This window comes from Streptomyces sp. AK010, assembly GCF_014207295.1.
GTDB lineage: Bacteria > Actinomycetota > Actinomycetes > Streptomycetales > Streptomycetaceae > Streptomyces > Streptomyces massasporeus.
In genome coordinates this window covers 172,105-196,831 of record NZ_JACHCX010000010.1, presented here as the reverse complement: position 1 = coordinate 196,831, position 24,727 = coordinate 172,105, and the positions used below count along the sequence as shown (strand labels likewise).

The 24,727-nt window shown below is 71.3% G+C and carries 13 protein-coding genes and 1 tRNA gene; 8 read left to right on the top strand and 6 right to left on the bottom strand.

Annotated elements, in window-relative coordinates:
- Positions 1-21 precede the first annotated feature (21 nt).
- Positions 22-1,371, top strand: coding sequence for an NAD(P)/FAD-dependent oxidoreductase (locus HDC93_RS20715; protein WP_221516936.1), 1,350 nt, complete (start codon positions 22-24; stop codon positions 1,369-1,371).
- Positions 1,372-1,476: 105 nt separating this feature from the next.
- The gene (locus HDC93_RS20710) at positions 1,477-3,336 is read left to right on the top strand and encodes an FAD-dependent monooxygenase (RefSeq protein ID WP_185012363.1); all 1,860 of its coding nucleotides are present in this window, start codon (positions 1,477-1,479) and stop codon (positions 3,334-3,336) included.
- Positions 3,337-3,351: 15 nt separating this feature from the next.
- Here HDC93_RS20710 and HDC93_RS20705 read toward each other — a convergent pair whose 3' ends face one another.
- Positions 3,352-3,801, bottom strand: a complete 450-nt coding sequence (locus tag HDC93_RS20705) for a MarR family winged helix-turn-helix transcriptional regulator (protein WP_185012362.1) — start codon at positions 3,799-3,801, stop codon at positions 3,352-3,354.
- Between the two features lie 378 nt (positions 3,802-4,179).
- Here HDC93_RS20705 and HDC93_RS20700 point away from each other — a divergent pair, with 378 nt between their 5' ends.
- The 6 genes from HDC93_RS20700 to HDC93_RS20675 all read left to right on the top strand — a co-directional run bounded on the left by HDC93_RS20700 (position 4,180) and on the right by HDC93_RS20675 (position 13,935).
- On the top strand, positions 4,180-9,474 hold the full coding sequence (locus tag HDC93_RS20700; protein WP_311774588.1) for a type I polyketide synthase: 5,295 nt from the start codon (positions 4,180-4,182) through the stop codon (positions 9,472-9,474).
- A gap of 84 nt (positions 9,475-9,558) precedes the next feature.
- Complete coding sequence (locus HDC93_RS20695; RefSeq protein WP_185012360.1) at positions 9,559-11,262, top strand: (2,3-dihydroxybenzoyl)adenylate synthase; 1,704 nt, start codon at positions 9,559-9,561, stop codon at positions 11,260-11,262.
- Positions 11,263-11,299: 37 nt separating this feature from the next.
- The gene (locus tag HDC93_RS20690; RefSeq protein WP_185012359.1) at positions 11,300-11,896 is read left to right on the top strand and encodes a VOC family protein; all 597 of its coding nucleotides are present in this window, start codon (positions 11,300-11,302) and stop codon (positions 11,894-11,896) included.
- Positions 11,896-12,153: a hypothetical protein gene (locus HDC93_RS20685; protein WP_185012358.1), complete on the top strand. Its 258-nt coding sequence runs from the start codon at positions 11,896-11,898 to the stop codon at positions 12,151-12,153. Before HDC93_RS20690 ends, HDC93_RS20685 begins: the two co-directional genes overlap by 1 nt.
- Complete coding sequence (locus HDC93_RS20680) at positions 12,150-13,721, top strand: acyl-CoA carboxylase subunit beta (protein ID WP_185012357.1); 1,572 nt, start codon at positions 12,150-12,152, stop codon at positions 13,719-13,721. Before HDC93_RS20685 ends, HDC93_RS20680 begins: the two co-directional genes overlap by 4 nt.
- A 19-nt stretch (positions 13,722-13,740) precedes the next feature.
- Positions 13,741-13,935, top strand: coding sequence for an acyl-CoA carboxylase subunit epsilon (locus HDC93_RS20675; RefSeq protein WP_185012356.1), 195 nt, complete (start codon positions 13,741-13,743; stop codon positions 13,933-13,935).
- Positions 13,936-14,708: 773 nt separating this feature from the next.
- Here the strand turns inward: HDC93_RS20675 and HDC93_RS20670 are convergent.
- From HDC93_RS20670 to topA, 5 genes are all read right to left on the bottom strand, one after another.
- Positions 14,709-14,785 (bottom strand) — tRNA-Thr (locus HDC93_RS20670).
- Between the two features lie 107 nt (positions 14,786-14,892).
- Positions 14,893-16,515, bottom strand: coding sequence for an alpha/beta hydrolase (locus HDC93_RS20665; protein WP_185012355.1), 1,623 nt, complete (start codon positions 16,513-16,515; stop codon positions 14,893-14,895).
- Between the two features lie 366 nt (positions 16,516-16,881).
- Positions 16,882-18,087: a DNA polymerase III subunit delta' gene (locus HDC93_RS20660; protein ID WP_185012354.1), complete on the bottom strand. Its 1,206-nt coding sequence runs from the start codon at positions 18,085-18,087 to the stop codon at positions 16,882-16,884.
- Positions 18,088-18,263: 176 nt separating this feature from the next.
- A complete protein-coding gene (tmk, locus tag HDC93_RS20655; protein WP_185012353.1) occupies positions 18,264-21,563 on the bottom strand; it encodes a dTMP kinase in 3,300 nt (1,099 codons plus the stop codon).
- 154 nt (positions 21,564-21,717) lie between these two features.
- Positions 21,718-24,546, bottom strand: coding sequence for a type I DNA topoisomerase (gene topA / locus HDC93_RS20650; protein WP_185012352.1), 2,829 nt, complete (start codon positions 24,544-24,546; stop codon positions 21,718-21,720).
- Between the last annotated feature and the right edge of the window lie 181 nt (positions 24,547-24,727).

Sequence of the window (24,727 nt, the reverse complement as noted above, 5' to 3'; positions counted from 1 at the left end):
GCCTTTCGAAGGAGACCGTAAGTGAATTCTGCCCAGACCCCGCTCGAGCAGGTGGATGTCATCGTCATCGGTGCCGGCCCGGCGGGCACCACGGCGGCGACCAAGCTTGCCCAGTCGGGGCGGTCCGTGCTCGTGCTTGAGCGGCGTTCCCTCCCTCGATTTCATATCGGTGAGTCGCTGCTGCCGCCGATATCCGCAATTCTCGAAGAACTCGGCGCGTACGAGCGCGTCCTGGAGCAGGGGTACGTGCTCAAGCACGGGGCGGAGTTCAGCGGCGGCCGCAAGGGACGGTTCGGGCGCATCCCGTTCGCCGGTCAGGGGCCCGGCCGCCACCACGTCACGTTCCAGGTCGAGCGGGCCCACTTCGACAAGACGATGGCCGACGTGGCGCAGGAGAACGGCGCCACAGTGCTGCAGGAGGCAACGGTCCACGAGCTGCTGCGGGACGGCGACCGTGTCGTGGGCGTGCGCTACGAGCACGGCGGCAAGAGCTACACCGCCCACGCGCCGTACGTCATCGACGCCGGCGGCCGGGCCAGCAAGGTGGCGCACACCTTCGGGCTGCGCCGCAGCATCGACAGCCTGCGCATGGTGGCGGCGTACCAGCACTTCAAGGGCCTGGACGAGCAGTACAACCCCGGTGTCGAGGGCGACCTGCAGATCGGCGGCCACGCCGACGGCTGGGTGTGGGCGATACCGATCTGGTCGGACACCATCAGCGTCGGCGCGGTCATGCCGCGCGACCTGCTGCACGGTGTGGCCGACCGCGAGGCCGTCTTCAGGGACCACGTGTCCCGTATCTCCCGGATCACCCAGCGCCTCACGGGCACGGAGCCCATCGGCGAGCTGAAGGTGGAGACCGACTACTGCTACTACTCCGACACGATCACCGGCGACGGGTGGTTCATGGTCGGCGACTCCGCGACCTTCTTCGACCCGATCTTCTCCGGCGGTGTCTTCCTCGCCATGTGCACCGGCCTGAAGGCCGCCGAGGCGGTGGACGCCATCCTGTCCGAGCCGGAGCGCGCCAACGAGCTTCAGCTCGCCTACTCCAACTTCTACAAGACCGGCTACGACGTCTACGGACGCCTCATCTACGCCTACTACGAGGCCGGTTACAGCCTGCGCGGTTTCCTCACGGACGCGGGCTTCGACATCTCCGGCGACCAGCTCGGCAGCAACAAGTGGGTCGCGCGGCTGGTCAGCGGTGACTTCTGGAACCCGCGCAACGTCCTGCTCGGGCACCTTCGCGCCCAGTCGAAGTGGGACACCTTCGCCCCGTTCGAGCCCCACTGGGGCTGCCCCTTCTACGAGGAGCTGAACGTGGCGGAGGACGAGGAAGCCGCCAAGGAACCCGCCCCCGTGGCGTGACTCCCTACGGCCCTCAGTCACGAGCCCCGGCGAGCAGAGCGGTGCGCTGCTCGCCGGGGCTTCCCCTCGTCCGCCCTCTTTTCTGCTCCCAGGAGAGCCACCACCATGCGACCTCAGACCTTCGCCGTGATCGGCGGCGGACCCGCCGGCCTCTTCCTCGCCCGCCTCGTCAAACTGCGTGCCCCTCAGGCCTCGGTCACCGTCTACGAACGCAACGCCGCGGACGCGACGTTCGGCTTCGGAGTAGTCTTCTCCGACCGCACGATGGCCGCCTTCGAGCGGGCCGACCCGCAAACCTGCCGGCGCCTGCGCGAGGCGAGCGCGCAGTGGACCGACATGGAACTGCGGCACCAGGGCCGCTGCCTTCGGTACGGCGGCTACGGGTTCACGGCGATCTCCCGCAGAACGCTCCTGCGTATCCTCCAGGAACAGGCCACCGAGGTCGGCGCCCAGCTGTACTTCCGCCACGAGATACCGCTCGCGGACGCGTTCCACGACGCCGATGTGGTGGCAGTCGCGGACGGCGCCAACTCCGCGACCAGAAGGGCGTATGCGGAGGTCTTCGGCACAACCGTCGACGCGTCGGGGCCCAAGTACATCTGGTTCGGGACCCCTGCGCGCTTCGACCGGGTGACCTTCCCCTTCGTTCAGACGCGCTTCGGCCCGTTCGCCGCGCACGCCTACCCGTACGAGCCGGAGACCAGCACGTTCATCGTCGAGACGGACAACGCCACCTGGCGGGCGGCCGGCATGGACGTCTCCACGGACGCGGCGGGGGCCCCGGGTGTGAGCGACATCCACTCCAAGGAACTGCTCGAAGAAATCTTCAAGGAACATCTCGACGGCCATCCCCTGCTGGTCAACAACAGCAAGTGGGCTTCGTTCCAGGTGGTGCGCAACGACAACTGGTCGCACCGGAACATGGTGCTGCTCGGGGACACGGCCCACACCGCCCACTTCTCGGTCGGCTCGGGCACCAAGATGGCCATGGAAGACGCGATCGCCCTCGCCGAGGCCCTGGACACCGAGGGCACGACGGCCGACGCGTTCCGCGCGTACGAGGCCAAGCGGCGGCCGGAGGTGCAGCGCACCCAGAACTGGGCCGCGCCCAGCATGCGCTGGTGGGGCACGTTCGCCCGGCGGCTGCACATGGAGCCGGAGCAGTTCGGCTTCCACTTCCTCACCAGGACCGGAGCCATTTCGTACGCGGGTCTGAAGCGTCGTCACGCGTCGCGCATCGACGAGGTCGAGTCCTGGTTCGCACGCCGGTCGACACCCGACGTCCCGCCAGAGTCCGGGGCTGCTCGCTCGGCCGTCTCCCTGCCGCTCACAGTGGACGGCACCATTCTGGCGAACCGCATCGCCACAGTGACGCCGCCGGACGCTGTCGAGTCGAGCGCCCAGGCCGGCGGTGGACTCGTCATCGTGGACTGGTCCGCAGGCGGACCCGACGGCAGTCAGGACGCCTGGCGGGCAAGGATCGAGCGGGTCCGATGGAACGGTGCGGAACCCATGGCCCTGTTGCGGGCGCAGGACGCGGACGGTGAGGCCTTCGCGCGTGCGGTGGGGATCCGGATGATCGAGCGGGTGCTGCCCACGACTGCGGCGCCGCAGGACGGTATGTCAGTGGTGGTCGGCGTCGGCTGCCCTCCGGTACCCGCGTGGACCTCCGAGGGTGAGGACTTCGTCCAGTGGTGCTCGGAGCAAACGCGGGCAGGCGCCATCGGCGTACATCTGCGGCTGCCGAGAGAGGAGTTGACCGAGCAGGGGTGGGGGCGGGCCCTCGCCTACGCGGACCTGGTGCGCGAGAGCTCGCGCAAGATCGTCCTCCTGGACGCGCCCGACGGATGGGCACTCGCCGCGCCGGACTCGCATCGCGGTGAGAGTTGGGGGACGCGGATCCACACGGCCCTGCTGTCCGGGCGGCTCGACATCGTCGTAGCGCGCCCGCTGGCCCGGCTCTGACCCCAGGCCCCGGCCCTACTCCGTTTCGGACGGGGAGGGCCTGGGCTCGCGGGACGCCTGGGCTTCGGCGAGGCCGGCCTCCAGGTGCCGGAGGACGTCGAGCGTCCGGCCGAGCTCGGAAGGGGTCATGCTGCCGACAGCGGCTTGCTCCAGCTCCCGCCAGAGCTCCTCCACTTCGCCTTGCAGTTCGCGGCCCTTGTCGCTGAGGGAGACGATCACGATCCGCTGGTTGTCGGGCGGGCGGTGCCGCGTGACGAAGCCCTGGGCCTCCATGCGCTTGAGCATCTTCGTCACCGTCGACGCCTCCAGCCGAAGCGCCGTCACCAAATCACCCTGCGGCTGATGGTCGCGGTTCCACAGGCGCATCAGCAGCAGTTCCTGCCCGGGGTAGAGGCCCACCTGACGCAGCAGGGCGCCCGCGAGGTTGCGGTGGGAGCGGGCGATGCTTGCCAGCAACTGGTTCACTGATCCGTCGTCAAATGCGCGATTCACCCGGCGCCCCCTGCCGTCGACCTCGGTCTTCTTGCAGAGGCTACAAGTTCACCTCCACACACCCCACTTGGATTCCCCGGGATCCCTTGCCCCGTAATAGTTGGTCGGCTAATATTTAGCCACGCCAAGCTCTGCGCCTCGGACGCCGCCCCCTCCGACGTCGGGCCCCCATGTGTACCGCAAGCGGGCGGCATGTCGCGTTGCCCAGGATCCTCTCGTACGCCCGACGAAGGCCCTTCTTTCCCCACGTGGTGGAGAGAACGGCCCAAGGCAGTGACGAGGGGGCATTCTCCAGTGGTCAGTCAGACTCCGGATGCGGGGCGAGAAGCGACGGCGATCGAACCGATCGCGGTGATCGGAATGGGATGCCGGTTCGCCGGTGACATCGATTCTCCCGAGCGGTTCTGGAACTTTCTGATGGCGGGCAAGGACGCCATCGGTGAAATCCCGTCCGAGCGCTGGGAGCCGTACAACTCCTCCAGCGCGGAGAACGCGGCGCTGCTCAGGCGCACCACACGCTTCGGCGGGTTTCTGTCCGACATCGAGGGATTCGACGCGGAATTCTTCGGCATCACCCCGCGCGAGGCGGAGCTGATGGACCCGCAGCAGCGGATCGTGCTCGAGGTCGCCTGGGAGGCCCTGGAGCACGCCGGTGTTCCGCCACGCTCGCTCGCCGGCAGCGACACCGGTGTCTTCATCGGTGTCGGCTCGGACGACTACGGACGGCGTCTTCTCGAGGACCTGCCGCGCATCGAGGCGTGGACGGGCATCGGCGGCGCCTTCTGCGCCGTCGCGAACAGGATCTCGTACACGCTCGACCTGCGCGGGTCCAGCGTCGCGGTGGATACCGCGTGCTCCTCGTCCCTGGTCGCCATCCACCAGGCCTGCCAGTCCCTGCGCCTGGGCGAGGTGCCGCTCGCCCTGGCCGGCGGCGTGATGATCATGGCGGGGCCGGGGCTGACGATGGTCCTGGACGCCGCCGGCGCGACCTCGCCGGACGGCCGCTCGAAGTCCTTCGACGCCGCCGCCGACGGGTACGGCCGCGGCGAGGGCGCCGGCGTGATCGTCCTCAAACGGCTCAGCGACGCCCAGCGCGACGGTGACCGCGTCCTCGCGGTGGTCAGGGGCAGCGGCATCCACCAGGACGGCAAGACCAACGGCATCATGGCGCCCAGCCAGGAGGCACAGACGCACCTGCTGCGGCGCACCTACGAGCACGCGCAGATCTCCCCCGCCTCCGTCGACTTCGTGGAGGCCCACGGCACCGGCACCCGCATGGGCGACCCGATCGAGGCGGGCGCCATGGCTGCCGTGTTCGGCGCGGGCCGTCCGGCCAACCGCCCGTGTCTCATCGGTTCGGTCAAGCCCAGCATCGGCCACCTCGAAGCCGGTGCGGGCGTGGCCGGTGTCATCAAGGGCGTACTCGCCCTGCAACACGCCCAGATACCGCCGACCGCCAACTTCGAACGGCCCAACCCCGCCATTCCCTGGACCGAGTCCGGCCTCAGTGTCGTCGCCGAACCGACGCCCTGGCCGCGGACCGACGGTCCGCGGCGGGCCGGTGTGTCCGGCTACGGGTACGGCGGGACTATCAGCCACATCATCCTCGAGCAGGCGCCCCAGGGCGCCGAACCGGCGGAGGACGGCCACGACGCGCAGCCCGCCGCCCGGGTGTATCCGCTGTCCGGCGCGTCCGAGGCCGCGGTCCGGGATTACGCGGGGAGGCTCGCGGACGCGCTGGAGACCGAAGGCGCCGCGCCTTCGGCGGCAGCGCTCGGGCACACCCTCGCACGGCGCAGGTCCCACCTCGCCCATCGCGCGACGATCGTCGCGGGCGACCGCGCCGAGTTGGTCTCCCGGCTGCGGGCCCTGGCCGCCGAGGAGTCCGTACCGGGCGTCGCGTCCGGGCGCAGCGCATCCGAGGCCGCCGCCGGTGCGGGGCTCGTGTGGGTGTTCTCCGGGCACGGCGCCCAGTGGGCCGGCATGGGGCGTGAACTCCTGTCCACTGACCCGAAGTTCGCCGCAGTCATCGACGAGATCGCCCCCGTCTTCATGGCGGAGATCGGGTTTTCCCCGCGCCAGGTCATCAGCGACGGCGAGTTGGGAGACGTCTCCCGAATCCAGCCGATGATCTTCGCCATGCAGGTCGGCCTGGCCGCCGTGTGGCGTGCCCAGGGCGTCCTGCCGGACGCGGTGATCGGGCACTCGGTGGGCGAGATCGCGGCGGCCGTGACGGCCGGCGTCCTGAGCCTCCAGGACGGTGCACGGCTGATCTGCCGCCGGTCGATCCTGCTGCGCCGGGTCGCGGGCCTGGGTGGCATGGCGATGGTGAACCTGCCGTTCGAGGAGGCGGCCCGGCGGCTGGCCGGCCGGACCGACGTCGTCGCGGCCATCTCCGCCTCGCCCTCCTCCACCGTGGTGGCCGGTGACACGGCCGCGGTGGAGTCCGTGAGCGCCCAGTGGAAGGACGAGGGGCTCGTCGTACGGCGTGTGGACTCCGATGTGGCCTTCCACAGCAGCCACATGGATCCGCTCCTCGGCGAACTCGTCGCCGCGGACCACGACCTGGACATCCGCCCCGCCGTGCTTCCCGTCTACACGACGGCTCTCGACGATCCTCGCGCGAACCCCGTCCGGTACGGTGGCTACTGGGCGGCCAACCTGCGCAACCCGGTCCGCTTCACCGAAGCCGTCACGGCCGCGGTCGAGGACGGCTACCGCCGGTTCGTCGAGGTCTCCGCGCACCCTGTCGTGGCGCACTCGATCGACGAGACCCTCGACAGCCTCGGCGTCACCGACGCCCTGGTCGCCCACACCCTGCGCCGCGGCAAGCCGGAGCGCGAGACGCTGCTGACCAACCTGGGCGCCCTGCACTGCCACGGCGGCGAGATCGACTGGGCCGCGATGTGGCCCGCGTCCGCCCTCGCGGAACTGCCCCCGCCGGCCTGGCAGCACCGCCCCTACTGGGCCGAGTCCGGGCCCAAACTGGCCGGTGGCGGCGGCCACGACGTGGACAGCCACACCCTGCTCGGCACGCGCACGGTGGTGACCGGGACGACGCCGCTGCAGGTCTGGCAGACCTACCTCGACGAGACCTGCCGCCCCTACCCCGGCGACCACCCCGTCCAGGGCGTCGAGATCATCCCCGCCACCGTCCTGCTGAACACCTTCTTCACCGCGGCCACCGGCTCCGGCGAGCGGCCCGCGCTCAGCGACGTGTCGCTTCGCGTGCCCGTCTCCGTGACCACCGCGAGGGAGCTTCAGGTCGCTCTGCAGGACGGCACCGTGCGCCTGGCGTCGCGGCTGCTCGACCAGGGAGCGGACGACGAGGACGGCCAGGCCTGGCTGACCCACACCACGGCGTCGGTGTCGCACGGCGTGACGGTCGCGGACGACCGCATGCTCCCGCTCATGGACGTTTTGAGCCGCTGCACGGAGTCCCTCTCCCCGGACTTCCCCATCGACCGGCTCGCCTCGATCGGCGTCGCCGCGATGGGCTTCCCGTGGGCCGTCGAGGAACTCCTGCGTGGCCCGGGCGAGTTGCTGGCCCGTGTCCGTGCCGACGGCGACCGCGAGGAGCGGCCCACCTCCTGGGCCTCCGTCCTCGACGCCGCCCTCTCCATCGCCTCCGTCGCCTTTGACGGCCCGCCCACGCTGCGCATGCCCGCGCACATCCGGGAGGTCGCCCTGCGCGGCGACTCGCCCGCCCGCGTGCTGATCAGCGTGCGGGTGGCCGAGGGGACGGCGGCCACGGACACCGTGCACGTCGAGATCGCGGAGGAGACGGGACGCGTCGTCGCCACCCTTCGCGGACTGCGCTACGGCGTGCTGGACGGCGATCCCGGGGCGGCGGCCAGCCCCCGTCGCCTCGTCCACGAGATGGTGTGGCGGCCCCTCGAACTCGACGCCTCCTCGGCCGACCGTCCCGGCCTCGTCGTGCTGGTCGGCGACGACACCACGGTGAAGGCCGCCCTCGCCGGGCAACTGACCACCGCGGGCACCCCCTGCGTGAGCCTGACGATGCCCCAGGAACTGGAAACCGTGCGGGAGCGGCTCGGGGCGTCCACGGCAGTGCTGGTGGTGCCCGCGGTCACCACCGCGACGGAGACCGTGACCGACGCAGCCCTCCGCGCGACCTGGCTGCTGGCCGGCACCGCGCAGTGGCTCGCCGCCGCGCGGCTCGCGGACCGGCCGAAGCTGTGGTGCGTCTCTCAGGGGGTGCGCGAGAGCGCCGACGACACAAGCCTCGGTCACGGCGGCCTCTGGGGGCTCGGCCGTGTGATCGGCGGTGAGCACCCCAACCTGTGGGGCGGCATCGTCGACCTCGCGGCGGACGGTGCGTCGCCGGACGACGACGGGCTGCTGTCCGTGCTCGGCTCGGTCAGGGGCGAGGACGTCATCGTCGTACGCGACGGGCAGTGGACCGTCAGCCGGCTCGCCCGGATCGAGAAGGACGCAACCCGGGCCGCGACGGAGTTCCGGGCCGACGGCACCTATCTGATCACCGGTGGTCTGGGCGCGCTCGGCCTCGAGATCGCCCACTGGATGGCCGGCCGGGGCGCCCGGCGTCTGGTGCTCGCCGGACGCTCCGGGCTGCCGCCCCGCGAGACCTGGGACACGGTCGAGGACCCGCGCGTTCAGCGGCAGATCGAGGCCGTGCGGTCCCTCGAAGCGCTCGGCGTGACCGTACGGGCCCTCGACCTGGACATCACCGACCGCGACCAGGCGGCCAAGCTGCTGTCCCCGTCCGAACTGCAACTCCCGCCGGTCAGGGGCGTGGTGCATGCCGCGGGTGTCCTCGACAACCGCATGCTCGCGGATCTGACCGAGGACTCGCTGCGCACGGTGATGCGGCCGAAGGTGGACGGCGCCCTGGTCCTGCACGAGATCTTCCCGCCCGGCAGCGTCGACTTCTTCACCCTGTTCTCGTCCTGCGGTCTGCTCCTGGGACTGCCCGGACAGGCCAGTTACGCCTCCGGCAACGCCTTCCTAGACGCCCTGGCCGGTCACCGGCGGGCCGCCGGTGACCACGCCACGGTCAGCTTCGGCTGGACGTCGTGGCGAGGGCTCGGCATGTCGACCTCCTCCGAGGTGATCGACGCCGAGCTGGAGGCACGCGGCACCGCCGACATCACCGTGGCAGAGGCCTTCCGCTGCTGGGAACTGGCCGACCGGCACGACAGCGGCTACTACGCCGTCCTGCGCACGCTGCCGCCGACGCCGGGTGCCGTACGGCCGCGGCTGCTCAGCGAGTTGACGGTCGACGACCCCGAGGTCGCCGCGTCCGCGGACGCCGGGAACGCCGAGTGGGAGTCCCTGTCCCCCGACGAGCTGCACGACTACCTGATCGACGCCGTCCGCCAGAGTGTCGCCGACGTCATGAAGACCAGCCCCGCGGATCTCAGCGTACGGGCACCGCTCACGGAGTTGGGCCTCGACTCCGTGATGACCGTGGTCGTACGGCGCCGCCTGGAGAAGCGGTTCCGGCTCGCCCTGCCGGCCACGCTGCTGTGGGAGCGGCCCTCGGTGGAGGCCGTGGCCGGGTTCCTGCGCGGCGAACTCACACCGGCCGAGGCTGACACGGACATGCCCTCCGACATCGAACCCGTCGCCGAGCGCACCGACGCGGAGCTCCTTGTCGGCTGATCGGACAACCGGCCGGCGACGGCGTCTTCGCCGCCGCCAGCCCTGGGATCCGTGCGTACAGGACCGCAGAAGCAGGAGAGACACATGACACGAGCGGGTGCCGTCCCCTGGCCCGACGACCTCGTCCAGCAGTACGTCGCGAAAGGCTACTGGCGGCAGCGGCCGCTGGGCGCGCTGATGTGGGAATGGGCGGACGCGTACGGGCCGCGCGTCGCCCTGGTCGACGGCGACCGGCGCATCACCTACCGGGAACTCGCCGAGACCGCGGACATCCTGGCCGAAGGTCTGGCCCGCACCGGCCTGAAACGCGGCGACAACATCCTCGTCCAGCTGCCCAACTGCCGGGAGTTCATCGCCCTCGTCCTCGCCTGCGCCCGGCTCGGCGTGGCCCCGGTCCTCGCCCTGCCCCCGCACCGCGAGCACGAGCTGACGTACATGGCCGAGCTCGCCAAGGTCTCGGCCGTGGTGGCGCCCAGCAACTGGCGCGACTTCGACCACCAGTCGCTCGCCGAACACGTCGCACGGATACGCGGCCACGGATGCCGGGTCCTGGTCGTCGGGGACACGGTGCGCCCCGGCAACGTCGACCTGCGCGCGCTCATGACCGCCACCGGTGATCCGGCCGCCCGGCGGCACCGGCTCGACGCCCTCGCCCCCGACGCGAGCGAGGTACTGCTGTTCCTGCTGTCCGGCGGCACCACGGGCCTTCCGAAGATCATTGCCAGGACGCACAACGACTACGAGTACAACGCCCGCCGCAGTGGCGAGGTCTGCGGCTACGACCAGGACACGGTCTATCTCGCCGTCCTGCCCATCGCGCACAACTTCGCCCTGGCCAGCCCCGGCGTCCTCGCGGCGCTGATGAACGGCGGCCGGGCCGTGCTGATGCCGTCGCCGAACCCCGAGGCGGCCTTCGCCGTGATCGAGCAGGAGCGGGCGACCGTCACCTCGCTCGTCCCCGCCGTCGCCCGACGGTGGCTGGATGCCGCGGCAACGAACCACCATGACCTGTCCAGTCTGAAGGTGGTCCAGGTCGGCGGCTCCGTGCTGTCGCCCGCCGAGGCGCAAAGCCTCCTGGGCGGTCTCGGCGGCCGGCTCCAGCAGGTCTTCGGCATGGCCGAGGGCCTCCTCAACTACACGCGGCTCGACGACCCCGACCACCTGGTCCTCACCACACAGGGGCGGCCCATCTGCCTCGACGACGAGATCCTCCTCGTCGACGACGACGACGTGCCCGTACCCCCGGGGCAGCCGGGCCGGCTCCTCACCCGCGGCCCCTACACGCCCAGGGGCTACTTCGCCGCCCCCGAGCACAACGCGCGCGCCTTCACCGCGGACGGCTGGTACCGGACGGGAGACGTCGTCCGCCAGGACGGGGCCGGCAATCTCACCGTGGAGGGCCGCACGAAGGACCTCATCAACCGCGGCGGCGAGAAGATCTCCGCCGACGAGGTCGAGGACCTGGTGCGCAGCCTGCCGCAGGTCGCCGACGTCGCCGTAGTGCCCTCGCCCCACCGGGAGTGGGGCGAGTCGGTGTGCGCCTGTGTCGTCCTCAAGGGCGGGCAGACACTCGATCTCGCGGACATCCAGCATCTGTTCCACGAGCGCGGTGTGGCCGCCTTCAAGACCCCGGAACTGCTCATGTTCCTCCCCGCACTGCCCCAGACGCCGGTCGGGAAGATCGACAAGAAGGCCCTGCGGAAGCTGGCCGGCGAACGGGCCGTCCCCGCCCGGCCGACACCCGGCCGGGCCCGGCCCGCGCGGGTGACCGCGCTTCCGCGCCCGTAACGGCAGCCCCACCTGTACGTCAGGAAAGGAAACGAGCATGCAACCCACTGGCAGCCCCACTCCGCACGACCGGCTCTCGCTCCAGGGAGTCGACCACTTGGCCCACGTCACCTGGGACCCCGAGGCCACCGTGGCCTTCTACCGCGACGCCCTCGGCCTGCCGCTCGTCCACGCCGTCACGGGAACCGGCTGGCTGTCGGAGGACTTCCCGGACTTCGTCCACTTCTTCTTCGCCCTGGGCAAGGGCAACCACCTGGCCTTCTTCTACTACTTCGACCTCCCCCAGGACCAGGCCCCCGACGACCTCATGCACGTGTCGCGGCACATAGCCCTCCACGTCGACACCGAGGAAGAACTCCTGGCCTGGCGCGCCAAGCTGAAGGCCGCCGGAATCCGGGTCACCCCTCCGCTGGCCCACGAAATGATCGAATCCATCTACTTCGACGACCCGAACGGCATCCAGCTCGAAATCACCCGCCCGCTGAGGGAGTTCGGGGACATCGACGCCCGCGACGCCGAGCTGACCGTGGCCGCGCTGACCGACGTGGTCCGCAAGGGCGATCCGTCCCTCAAGGCCACCTGGCAGCGCAAGGCCGAACTGATCGCCGCACGATACGAGAGGGACAACACCTGATGGCCACCCTGTACGTCCTCGACGTCCCGGAGTTCCGCACCCTGCTGGACGCGGTGACGAGCGATTCCGCGACGACGGACACCGTCGGCGACTACGTGCGCATCGCCACCGCCGAGGGACCGCTCGTCCTGGAGCGCGACCGGATCGGCGCCCGCGACGCCGTCTGGTTCTCCGCGCTCACCGGCGGCTACTGCGGAACCATGGCCAGGTTCGACGAGTCAGTGCTCCGGCTGGAAGATCGAGACCGGCCGGCATGACTCCCCAGCCGGTGGTACGCGACGCGCGCGGCCGGGTCGCCGAACTGTACGAGATCCGTGCGCAGGCACTGGCCGGTCCCGGCGAGAAGGCGACGGCGGCGCAGCACGCCAAGGGCAAGCTGACCGCACGGGAGCGGATCGACCTGCTGCTGGACCCGGGTTCCTTCCAGGAGGTCGAGCAGCTGCGCCGGCACCGGGCGACCGGCTTCGGTCTGGAGGCCAAGAAGCCTTACACCGACGGTGTCGTCACCGGCTGGGGCACGGTGGAGGGCCGTACGGTCTTCGTCTACGCCCATGACTTCCGTATCTTCGGCGGCGCGTTGGGCGAGGCCCACGCCACGAAGATCCACAAGATCATGGACATGGCCATCGCGGCGGGTACTCCGCTGGTCTCCCTGAACGACGGTGCGGGCGCCCGTATCCAGGAAGGCGTCTCGGCACTGGCCGGTTACGGCGGCATCTTCCAGCGCAACACGAAGGCGTCGGGCGTCATCCCGCAGATCAGCGTGATGCTCGGCCCGTGCGCCGGCGGCGCGGCCTACAGCCCCGCCCTGACGGACTTCGTCTTCATGGTCCGCGAGACGTCGCAGATGTTCATCACCGGCCCGGACGTGGTCAAGGCGGTGACGGGTGAGGAGATCACCCAGAACGCCCTGGGCGGCGCGGACGTGCACGCCGAGACCTCCGGTGTGTGCCACTTCGCGTACGACGACGAGGAGACGTGCCTCGCCGAGGTGCGCTACCTGTTGTCGCTGCTCCCGCAGAACAACCGCGAGACCCCACCCCGGGTGCAGTCCACAGACGCCGCCGACCGCCGGTCGGACGTCCTGCTGGACCTCGTTCCGGCCGACGGCAACCGCCCGCACGACATGGCCAAGGTGATCGAGGAGATCGTCGACGACGGCGAGTACCTGGAGGTCCACGAGCGCTGGGCCCGTAACATCATCTGCGCGCTGGCCCGGCTGGACGGCCAGGTCGTCGGCGTCGTCGCCAACCAGCCGCAGTCCCTCGCGGGGGTGCTGGACATCGAGGCATCCGAGAAGGCGGCCCGCTTCGTCCAGATGTGCGACGCCTTCAACATCCCGATCGTCACCCTTCTGGACGTACCCGGCTTCCTGCCCGGCGTGGACCAGGAGCACGGTGGGATCATCCGACACGGAGCCAAGCTCCTCTACGCCTACTGCAACGCGACCGTGCCGAGGATCTCGCTGATCCTGCGCAAGGCGTACGGAGGTGCCTACATCGTCATGGACAGCCAGTCCATCGGCGCCGACCTCACCTACGCCTGGCCGACCAACGAGATCGCCGTGATGGGCGCCGAGGGCGCCGCCAACATCATCTTCCGCCGCCAGATCGCCGAGGCCGAGGACCCCGAGGCGATGCGCCAGAAGATGGTCAAGGAGTACAGGGCCGAGCTGATGCACCCCTACTACGCCGCCGAACGCGGCCTGGTGGGCGACGTGATCGACCCGGCGCAGACCCGTGAGGTCCTCATCCGCTCGCTGGCGATGCTCCAGACCAAGCACGCCGACCTGCCGTCCCGCAAGCACGGCAACCCCCCGCAGTGACACACGAAGGGACCTAGCCATGAGCGCCCCCACCTTGCGCGTCGAGAAAGGCCATGCCGAGCCCGAGGAGGTCGCGGCCATCACCGCGATCCTCCTCGCCCGCGCGGCTGCTCAACCCGCCTCCACTCCGATCGGTCCCAGCCATGGCAAGGCCAGATGGCGTCGCTGGGAGCGGCAGCACGGCTTCCCTGCTCCGCACAGTTGGCGGCACTGAGCTGTGAGCACTGGCCGATGGCAGGTACGGCGGCCCCAGAGGTCACGTCCCACCGAGGACGCCATTCGGCAACCGCAAGCTCCGCTACCGCGGCACCACGCCAACGACGCTTGGCCACGCCCGAGCCGGACAACTTCTCCCCGCACCTGCCCCCGAAGAAGGACACCCGCCTCGGTCGGCCCGGACCCCAGGCCGCGTCCGCCAGCGCCCCATCGCGGGTAACGAGCGAGCCGCGATGGGGAGCGGGCATGTACCGGCTGGCGACCCACGGGGTGACGGCGTCCGGGCCGACGTCGATCACGGGGGCGGTCCAGAAACCGCCTGCCTGCCGCGCGGCCTCCACCTCGCGGCGGAAGCGAGCACGAAAGTGCTCGTCGGCGATGTACGGCCGTACGACCTTCACCTCGGCATCTGGATCGGCTGCGGTTGGAGCCGCCACTCTTGTCGGAGACCTATGAGAGCGACGGACCACGGATAGCGCTGCCGCCATGAGCCAAAAGGCCAGCCGTCCTCGTCGGAATCTGAGCGGGACTGCACCCCCGCCGCACAGCTGTCCACCGCTTGTCCACCGGAGACCCCTGTCACGAGGCGGAGCCAGCCGCTCCGGAAAACAAAAGGCCAGTCCAGAGGCTTAGATCTGAGTTCTCGTCACAGAAACCAAACCTCTGACCCACACATCACGATGCACAGACCACAAGTGTCCGACCTGCCCGAATTCCAAGGTCAACGAAAACAAGAAACCCCAGGTCAGAATCCTGACCTGGGGTTCACCATGGAGCCGCCTTCGGGATTCGAACCCGAGACCTACGCATTACGAGTGCGTTGCTCTGGCCATCTGAGCTAAGGCGGCGCGCTGTCCGCACTATGGTGCGATCAGCAACGACGGTAAGTCTACACAGTTTCGGAGGGTGCTCCGCACCAGCCCTGGAGGCGGGCCTTCCGGGGCTGGGAGCAGGGCTATGAACAGCGCTTTCCGTCCGTGGGAGGGGTGCCGCGGAGAAGGTAGGCGTTGATCGTCCGGTCGATGCAGGAGCTGCCCCGGCCGTAGGCCGTGTGGCCGTCGCCCTCGTAGGTCAGCAGGCGCGCCGAGGAGAGCTGGCCGGCCAGGGCCTTCGCCCAGCGGTACGGCGTCGCGGGGTCGCGGGTCGTGCCGACCACGACGATGGGCGCGGCGCCCTTCGCCTCGATGCGGTGCGGCTCACCCGTGGCCCGCACCGGCCAGTACGCGCAGTTCAGGGCGGCCCAGGCGAGGCCCTTGCCGAAGACCGGCGACGCCTTCTCGAACTCGGGCAGGGCCCTGCTCACCTCATCGGGGGTGTCGAAGGAGGCCGGCAGGTCCAGGCAGTTCACCGCCGCGTTGGCGAACATCAGGTTGCTGTAGGCGCCGTCGGCGTCCCGCTCGTAGTAGCCGTCGGACAGGACGAGGAGTCCGGAGCCGTCGTTCTCCTTCATCGCGGAGGTCAGCGCCTCGCGCAGCTGCTCCCAGGAGCCCTCGTCGTACATGGCCGCGATCACGCCGGTCGTGGCGAGCGACTCGGTGAGCCTGCGGCCGTCGGCGTCGCCGGTGGGGACGGGCCGCGTGTCCAGCTTCGCGAAGAACGCCTTGAGGTTCTCCCCGACCCGCTCGGGCGAGGTGCCCTTGCCGCCCAGCGGGCAGTCGGTCTGCCGGGCGCAGTCCTTCGCGAACGACCGGAACGCCGTCTCGAAACCCGCCGTCTGTTCGAGGTTCAGCCGCCGGGCCGGCAGCGACGGGTCCATCGCGCCGTCCAGCACCAGCCGCCCCGCCCGGTTGGGGAAGAGTCCGGCGTACGTCGCCCCGAGGAACGTGCCGTAAGAGGCCCCGACGTAGTTCAGCTTCTCGTCGCCGAGTACCGCCCGCACGATGTCCATGTCCCGGGCCGCCTCCACGGTGGACACGTGGCGCAGCAGCCGAGGCGCGTCCGCCCCGCAGCCCTCGGCGAACATCCGGTACGCCGCGACCAGCCCGTCCGTCTCCTTGCCGTCGTCGGGGGTGGCGTCCGTCTGCGTGTACGTGTCCATGTCCAGCCCGTCCAGACACTTGACGGGCTCGCTGCGGGCCACGCCGCGCGGGTCGACCGCGACCATGTCGTAGCGGGCCCGTACCTCGGCCGGGTAGCCGATGCCCGCGTACGCCTGTACGTAGCCGATCGCCGAGCCACCCGGCCCGCCCGGGTTCACGAGCAGCGAGCCCAGCCGTTTGCCGGGGCCGGTGGCCTTCTTGCGGGTGAGGGCGAGCCGGATGTCGCCGGAGGACGGCTCGGCGTAGTCGAGCGGCGCCTTGAGGGTGGCGCACTCGAAGCCGGGGACACCGCAACCGCGCCAGGCCGGCTTCTGACCGTAGTACGACGTCAGCGCCGCGGGCGTGGCCTGCGGCAGCTCGACCAGCGCCGCCTCCGCCGCCGCTGAGGCGGCTGACGTCGTCGCGCTCCCGGAGGAGCAGGCGGAGACGAGCAGCGCGGCCATGACGAGCAGACCGGCCGCGGTTTTGGCCCGGTTTCGTGTCCTGCGGTGGAGACCACCGGAGCCGGAGGCGGAACGGGGGGTGCGCCGTGTGTACATCCAGCGAGCGTAACTCTGGGCGACGGAATGGGTGCCGTGCGTGCGTGTCGCGCCTCGTACGAGTTACGGCGTCAACCCGGCGTCACCTGACTCGGCCCGTTCGGTACGGGGCCGTCAGGGCCGCACCGCAGGGTGCCGGGCCGTCAGGGCCGCACCGCAGGGTGCCGGGCCGTCAGAGCCGCACCGCCGGGTGCCCGGCCGCCCGAGTCGGCCCGCGCGTGCTGGGCCGTCAGAGCCGCACCGCAGGGTGCCGGGCCGTCAGAGCCGCACCGCCGGGTGCCCGGCCGCCCGAGTCGGCCCGCGCGTGCTGGGCCACCAGAGCGGGCCCTTTCGACGCGGGGCGGCCGGGATCAGCCGGCCGTTTCCTCAGCCCGCTCTCAGCGCCATCGTCATCGCCTCCACCGCGAGCAGCGGCGCCACATTGCGGTCGAGGGCGTCGCGGCAGGCGGCGATCGCCTCGATGCGGCGGAGCGTGGACTCCGGGGAGCTGCCGCGGGCGAGGCGCTCCAGGGCGTCCTCGGCGTCCGCGTTGGCGATGGCCACGCGCGAGCCGAGCTGGAGGGCGAGGACGTCGCGGTAGAAGGCCGTGAGGTCGGTCAGGGCCACATCGAGGCTGTCACGCTGCGTGCGCGTTCTGCGGCGCTTCTGCTTGTCCTCCAGGTCCTTCATCACGCCCGCCGTGCCCCGGGGCATGCGGCCGCCCTGGGCGGCGCCGAGAGCGGCCTTCAGCTCCTCGGTCTCCTTGGAGTCCGTCTCCTCCGCGAGCTGCTTTGCGTCCTCGGCGGCCGCGTCGACCAGCTCCTGGGCCGCCTTGAGCGCACCGCCGATGTCCTCGACGCGCAGCGGCAGTCTGAGCACGGCGGCACGGCGTTCGCGCGCGGCCGGGTCGGTGGCCAGGCGGCGTGCCCTCTCGACGTGGCCCTGGGTCGCGCGGGCCGCCGCGGCGGCGACGTCCGGCTCGATGCCCTCGCGGCGGACGAGCATGTCGGCGATGGCGTCGACCCTCGGCGTGCTCAGGTTCAGGTGGCGGCAGCGGGAGCGGATGGTCGGCAGGACGTCCTCGATGGAGGGGGCGCACAGCAGCCAGACCGTGCGGGGGGCGGGCTCCTCCACGGCCTTGAGGACGGCGTTGGCCGACTTCTCGTTCAGCCGCTCGGCGTCCTCGACGAGGATGATCTGCCAGCGGCCGGTCGCCGGCGAGGTGAACGACTTGCGGACGGTGTCGCGCATGTCCTCGGCGAGGATCTGACTGCCGACGGCGGCGACGGAGGTGACGTCGGCGTGTGTGCCGATCAGTGCCGTGTGGCAGCCGTCGCAGAAGCCGCAGCCCGGGGAGCCGCCGAGGGCGCGATCGGGGCTGACGCACTGCAGCGCCGCCGCGAACGCGCGGGCCGCCTGGTTGCGCCCGGCTCCGGGCGGGCCCGTGAACAGCCACGCGTGCGTCATCTTCGACGCCTCGGGCGGCGGGGTGCCGGTGACGGCAGCAGTGACCAGGGCGTCGGCGTCCCGGGCGGCAGCGGCCAGCTGCTCGCTCACCCGCTCCTGCCCGACGAGGTCGTCCCACACGGTCATGGGTCACGCCGCCCTTCCGTCACGTTCCGCGTTGCGTTGCGAGATCCATTGTGGGGGCGACCACTGACAACGCCTGCCGCTGACCCCACCTCGGAGTCACCGCCTGCCGCCCCGTCCGACCTCACGGTCCGCGGGAGCCCCGAGTCCTGGCTCCCACGGACGGTCCGCCGGAGGCGTCAGCGCCCCCGGCCACCCCTGCCGCGGCGGCCGCGTCCTTCGTCCGGCTCCTCGTCGTGCGGCCCGAGCAGCTCGTCCGCCAGCGAGGGCAGGTCGTCCAGCGGCGTCTCCTCGGCCCAGTCGGACCGGCGGCGGCGCGGCGCCCCGTCGGCATCGACCTGGGGCATCTCCCGCGTACGGTCCTCGGTGCCGTCGGGACGGGGGGCCGGGGCGTCCTTACGGAAGTACCCGGGCGGAACCCGGTCAGCCGGTTCGTCGCCGCGCACCGGCGGGAGGACGGCCGTCTCCTCGGCGTCCGCCTGCCGGACCGGAGGCAGCACCGCCGTCTCCTCGGCGTCCGCCTGCCGGACCGGAGGCAGCACCGCCGTCTCGTCGGCCGCACCGGGAGCGTCCCGGTCGGGCACCTGAGGCAGCACCTCGGTCTCGTCCCCGGCGCGAGGCGGAACCGGCGGCTTCGGCAGCTCGGCCGTCACCTCGGCCTCCGACCCGGCGGAGGCGGCCCGGCCCGGACCCTGCTCGTCGTCCCGCACCGGGCGCAGCACGGTCGTGTCGTCCCCCGCACCCCCCGGTGTCACCACCGGCGTGGGCACGGTCGCCGCGTCCTGGCCGGTCGCGGAACCCGCGGTGCCCTTCGGAGCGGTGCTCCTCTGAGCGGTGTTCTTCGGAGCGGTGTTCTTCGGACCGGCCTCGGCCGCGGCCGCCGCCGCCTCGGCGAGCCGCCGGGCCTCCTCGGCCCGCAGCAGTGCCGCCTCGGCCTTGCGCTGCTTGTCCAGGCGGAGCGCCTCGGCCTCGGCTCGCAGTCGCGCCTCCTCCTCGGCCTGCTTGCGGCGCCGCTCGTCCTCCGCCTTGCGGCGGGCCTCCTCCTCGGCGCGGGCCTTCTCCTCCGCGAGGAACCGGGCCCGCTCCTCCTCGGCCTTCCGCTGCGCTTCCTCGGCCCGGCGCCGGGCCTCCTCCGCCTGCCGTTCCGCCTCGCGGCGCTGCGCCTCCTCCAGCTCGCGGCGCTTGCGCTCCTCCTCCTCGGCACGCAGCTTGGCGAGCTGCTCCTGGCGCTCACGCTCCAGGCGCTCCTCCTCGGCCTTGCGGGCGGCCTCTTCCTCGGCCTTGCGGCGGGCTTCCTCCTCGGCCTTCTTCCGCGCCTCCTCCTGGGCCTTGATCTCGGCCTCGGACAGCGGCAGCACCTGGTCGAGCCGGTGCCGGATGACCGTCGTGACGGCCTCGGGCTCCTGGCCGGCGTCGACCACCAGGTACCGCCCGGCGTCGGCGGCGGCCAGGGTGAGGAAACCGGCCCGCACGCGCGCGTGGAACTCGGCGGGCTCCGACTCCAGCCGGTCCGGAGCCTCGGTGAACCGCTCGCGCGCGGTCTCCGGCGCGACGTCCAGCAGCACGGTCAGATGCGGCACGAGCCCGTTCGTCGCCCAGCGGTTGATCCGGGCGATCTCGGTCGGCGACAGGTCGCGGCCGGCGCCCTGGTAGGCGACGGAGGAGTCGATGTACCGGTCGGAGATGACGACCGCGCCACGCTCCAGGGCGGGCCGTACGACGGTGTCGATGTGCTCGGCCCGGTCGGCCGCGTACAGCAGCGCCTCCGCGCGGTGCGACAGTCCCGCGCTCGACACGTCCAGCAGGATCGACCGCAGCCGCTTGCCCACCGGCGTCGCACCGGGCTCGCGCGTCAGCACGACCTCGTGGCCCTTGGCGCGGATCCACTCGGCGAGCGCCTCGGCCTGCGTGGACTTGCCGGCGCCGTCGCCGCCCTCCAGGGCGATGAAGAAGCCGGAGGCCGAGGCCCCCTGCTCGGGGTCGTCACCGCCGAGCAGCGCGTCCTTCAGGTCCTGCCGCAGCGGCACCCCGGAACGGTCGTCGACCTTGGCCAGCACCAGCGCGGCGGCCGGCAGCAGCAGGGCACCGGCCAGCATCAGCGTGAAGGCCGCGCCGCCGTGTGCGAAGACGAACTTGCCGCTCTCCAGCCGGTGTGGCCCGATCGCCGCCGCGACCAGCGGGGCGATGAGCGCGCCGAGCGCCACGCAGACCCGGACGACCGCGTGCAGGTGCTCCGTCGTGCGGGGGCGCCGGTACTCCTCGGTCTCCTGGTCGAGGAGGGTGTGCCCGATGTTGGCGGACAGGCCCGCGCCGACACCGGCCAGCGCGAGGATCAGCAGCACGGTGGTGACGTCCGGGATCAGCCCGGCGGCCAGCAGGGCGACACCGGTGAAGGCGATGGTCAGCGCGAGCAGCCGGCGGCGCGACAGGGCGGGCACCAGGGCGGGCGCCGTACGGATGCCGACGACGACACCGCCGGTCAGCGCGGCCACGAACAGGCCGTAGAGCACCGGGCCGCCGCCCAGGTCCTTGGCGTGCAGCACGGCCACGGCGACGGCGGCCGACACCGCCGCGGCGACGGCGGCGCAGGACAGGACCAGCAGCGGCATCGCGCCGGTGCGGCCCTTGTCGGAGCCGGTGCCGGTCTTCGGGCGGCGCAGCCCCTCGAGCGGCGACCGCGCGCGCGGCGTGCGCGTACCGGGCAGCTCCAGGAAGGTCAGCACGGACAGGGACGCGGCGAACAGCCCGGCGGCCACGTAGGAGGCGAGGGCCGCCTGATGCTGGCCGAACCAGTCGATGCCGGCGCCCAGCAGGTTGTTGAACAGGGACGCGACGACCAGCGCGACGGCGGCGAGGGGGATCGCCACGAAGCCGGTGCGCAGCGACAGCCGGCGCAGTGCGTCCATGTGGTCGGGCAGCGGCCGGACCGTCGCCCCCTCCGGCGGCGGGGCGGGGAGCAGCGCGGGCGCGGCGCTCTCACGGCACACCGTCCAGAACCGCTCGGCGACCCCGGCGACGAAGGCCGTGACGAGGAGGACGGCCAGTGCGCTCTCCGGCGTCCAGTCGATCCACAGGGGCGCGACGATGAGCAGAACGGCGCGCAGACCGTCGGCGCCCACCATGGTCCAGCGCCGGTCGAGCGGGCCGTCCTGCGAGGTGAGTGCGGTGAGCGGGCCGAGCAGAACGGCGCCGAACAGGAGCGTCGCGAGGATGCGCACCCCGAAAACGGTCGCCACTGCGAACGCCACGCCTCGGTAGCCGCCCCCGAAGGAGCCCTCGGCGACGGCCGCCTGAAGTGCCAGGACGACCAGTACGAGTAGGGCGAGGGTGTCCCCCACGCCGCCCACGAGCTGTGCGCTCCACAACCGCTTCAGCTGCGGTCGTCGCAGCAGGGCGCGGACGGCACGCTCGCGGGAGTCCGCGACCAGGGCGTCGTCGGGGGCGGGCTGAGGGGCCGTTGGGTGGTCGGCTCGCGTCATGCGTTCAGCCTATCGGGAGCCACCGACACCCTGGGGGGCGCGGCCTGGCATGCGCACGCCCCGACACCGAAGTGTTGCCGGGGCGTTCGCTTTCCGAACCCTGGGCGAAGAACCGGACGCGATGGTCCGGGTTCCGAACAGGGCTCGAACGACCTCAGTCCTCCGTGGACTTGGCGGCGGTCGCCGTCTTGGCGGCCGTCTTCTTGGCGGTGGTCTTCTTCGCCGTCGTCTTCTTCGCGGTCGTGGTCTTCTTCGCCGCGGTCTTCTTCGCCGTCGTCGCCTTCTTGGCCGGCGCCTTCTTGGCCGCCTTCTTCGCGGTCTTCTTCGCCGGCCCCTTGGCGCGCTTCTCGGCGAGCAGCTCGAAACCGCGCTCCGGGGTGATCTCCTCGACGCTGTCGCCGGAGCGCAGGGTCGCGTTGGTCTCACCGTCGGTGACGTACGGGCCGAAGCGGCCGTCCTTGACCACGACGGGCTTCTCGCTGACCGGGTCGGTGCCCAGCTCCTTCAGCGGCGGCTTGGCCGCGGCCCGGCCACGCTGCTTGGGCTGGGCGTAGATCGCCAGCGCCTCTTCCAGCGTGATCGTGAAGAGCTGCTCCTCGGCCTGGAGTGAGCGCGAGTCCGTGCCCTTCTTCAGGTACGGGCCGTAGCGGCCGTTCTGAGCGGTGATCTCCTGGCCCTCGGCGTCGGCGCCGACGACACGCGGCAGCGACATCAGCTTGAGGGCCTCGTCGAGGGTCACCGTGTCGAGGGACATCGTCTTGAACAGGGACGCCGTGCGCGGCTTGACCGCGTTCTTGCCCGTCCTCGGGGTGCCCTCGGGGAGGACCTCCGTCACGTACGGGCCGTAGCGGCCGTCCTTGGCCACGATCGTGTGGCCGGTGGCCGGGTCCGTGCCCAGCTCGTAGTCGCCGCTCGGCTTGGCGAGCAGCTCCTCCGCGAGGTCGACGGTCAGCTCGTCGGGCGCCAGGTCGTCGGGGATGTCGGCGCGCTGGTGCTGCTCGGTGTCCTTCTCGCCGCGCTCGATGTACGGCCCGTAGCGGCCGACCCGCAGCACGATGTCGTTGGCCACCGGGAACGACGACACCTCGCGGGCGTCGATCGCGCCCAGGTCCGTCACCAGCTCCTTGAGGCCGCCGAGGTGGTCCCCGTCGCCGTTGCCGGCGTCGGCCGCGCCACCGCTGGCGGTGCCCTCGCCGAAGTAGAACCGCTTCAGCCACGGCACGGACTGCGCCTCACCGCGGGCGATGCGGTCGAGGTCGTCCTCCATCTTGGCGGTGAAGTCGTAGTCGACGAGCCGCCCGAAGTGCTTCTCCAGGAGGTTGACCACGGCGAAGGACAGGAAGGACGGCACCAGGGCCGTGCCCTTCTTGAACACGTAGCCGCGGTCGAGGATCGTGCCGATGATCGACGCGTACGTCGACGGGCGGCCGATCTCGCGCTCTTCCAGCTCCTTGACCAGGGAGGCCTCGGTGTAGCGGGCCGGGGGCTTGGTGGCGTGCCCGTCGACCGTGATCTCCTGGGCGCTCAGGGCGTCGCCCTCGGAAACCTGGGGCAGCCGGCGCTCGCGGTCGTCCAGCTCGGCGTTCGGGTCGTCGGCACCCTCGACGTAGGCCTTCAGGAAGCCGTGGAAGGTGATCGTCTTGCCGGACGCGCTGAACTCGACGTCCCGGCCGTCGGCCGCCGTGCCGCCGATCTTCACCGTGACGCTGTTGCCGGTCGCGTCCTTCATCTGGGAGGCGACGGTCCGCTTCCAGATCAGCTCGTACAGCTTGAACTGGTCACCGGTCAGCCCGGTCTCGGCGGGAGTGCGGAAACGATCACCCGAGGGGCGGATCGCCTCGTGGGCCTCCTGCGCGTTCTTGACCTTCCCGGCGTACGTCCTCGGCTGCGGCGGCAGGTAATCGGCGCCGTACAGCTGCGTGACCTGGGCGCGGGCGGCGGCGACCGCCGTGTCGCTCAGGGTCGTGGAGTCCGTACGCATATAGGTGATGTAGCCGTTCTCGTACAGCTTCTGCGCGACCTGCATGGTGGCCTTCGCACCGAAGCCGAGCTTGCGGCTGGCCTCCTGCTGCATCGTCGTCGTACGGAACGGGGCGTACGGCGAGCGGCGGTACGGCTTGGACTCGACCGAGCGGACGGCGAACCGCGTCTGCTCCAGGGCGGCGGCCAGGGCTCGGGCGTTCGCCTCGTCGAGGTGGAGGGTGTTCGCGCTCTTCAGTTGCCCCAGGGAGTCGAAGTCGCGGCCCTGCGCGACCCGCCTGCCGTCGACGGTCTGCAGGCGCGCGACCAGCGACGACGGGTCCGACGAGTCTCCGGCGCGGCCGGTCGCGAAGGTGCCCGTCAGGTCCCAGTACTCAGCCGAACGAAAGGCGATGCGCTCGCGTTCCCGCTCCACCACGAGTCGGGTGGCGACGGACTGGACACGGCCCGCGGACAGCCGCGGCATGACCTTCTTCCACAGCACCGGCGAGACCTCGTAGCCATAGAGGCGGTCGAGGATACGGCGGGTCTCCTGGGCGTCGACGAGCTTCTGGTTGAGCTGGCGCGGGTTGGCGACGGCGGCCTGGATCGCGGCCTTGGTGATCTCGTGGAAGACCATCCGCTTGACCGGGACCTTGGGCTTGAGCACCTCCTGGAGGTGCCAGGCGATGGCCTCGCCCTCGCGGTCCTCATCGGTGGCGAGGAAGAGTTCGTCGGACTCCTTGAGCAGGTCCTTGAGCTTCTTGACCTGCGCCTTCTTGTCGGCGTTGACCACATAGATCGGCTGGAAGTCGTGTTCGACGTCCACACCGAGGCGGCGGACCTCACCGGTGTACTTCTCGGGCACCTCGGCGGCGCCGTTGGGAAGGTCGCGGATGTGCCCGACGCTCGCCTCGACGATGTATCCGGGGCCGAGATAGCCCTTGATCGTCTTCGCCTTGGCGGGCGACTCGACGATGACGAGTCGGCGGCCGCCCTCTGCGGTCTCGCTGGTCGGGGACAACTTCGCTCTTCTCTCCGGTCGACGCTGGGGCCTCCCCGGAGTCGCTTACCGGGGCTGGGTACGTGGTGACGCTGCGGAGTGTGACGGTACATCCCGCCCCCGTGTCAAACGGGAAAAGCCCGCAACGGCCACTCGAACGGTAACCCGACTACCACCAATCCTGCCGCCCGGAGTACCGGGA